The sequence below is a fragment of the Dyella sp. 05T440 genome (genome assembly GCF_056395965.1).
The window spans coordinates 1-427 of sequence record NZ_JBFTKN010000042.1 but is presented as its reverse complement, the minus strand read 5'-3'; the positions used below and the strand labels follow the sequence as shown (position 1 = coordinate 427).

Annotated in this window: 1 protein-coding gene; it reads right to left on the bottom strand. The window is 69.3% G+C overall.

Annotation, left to right across the window (positions count from 1 at the left end; all coding sequences use genetic code 11):
• Positions 1-427: beta-ketoacyl synthase N-terminal-like domain-containing protein (locus tag AC1DE1_RS20875; RefSeq protein WP_477179353.1), on the bottom strand; the 427-nt coding region annotated here is incomplete at both ends.

Sequence of the window (427 nt, the reverse complement as noted above, 5' to 3'; positions counted from 1 at the left end):
TCTCCATCGCCCTGCGCGCACCACTGCCGTCGTCGGGGCCCGCAGTCAGATGATACGCATCGGAGGTGGTGCCGTAGCCGACCAGCTCGGCCAGCGGGGTGGCGCCACGCGCCAGCGCATGATCCAGCCGCTCGATCACCAGCAGCCCTGCCCCTTCGGACATGACGAAGCCGTCCCGCTGCTCATCAAACGGCCGGGACGCTGCCTGTGGCGTGTCGTTGAACGACGTGCTCAGTGCCTTGGCCGCCGCAAAGCCGCCCAGGCTGACCCGATGCATCGCAGCTTCCGCGCCACCACACAGTGCAATGTCCGCATCGCCGGACCGGATGAGGCGCGCCGCATCACCAATGGCTTGGACGCCCGCCGCGCATGCCGTGACGGGTGCGCTCTGCGGCCCCTTGAACCCGTACCGGATCGACGCCTGCCC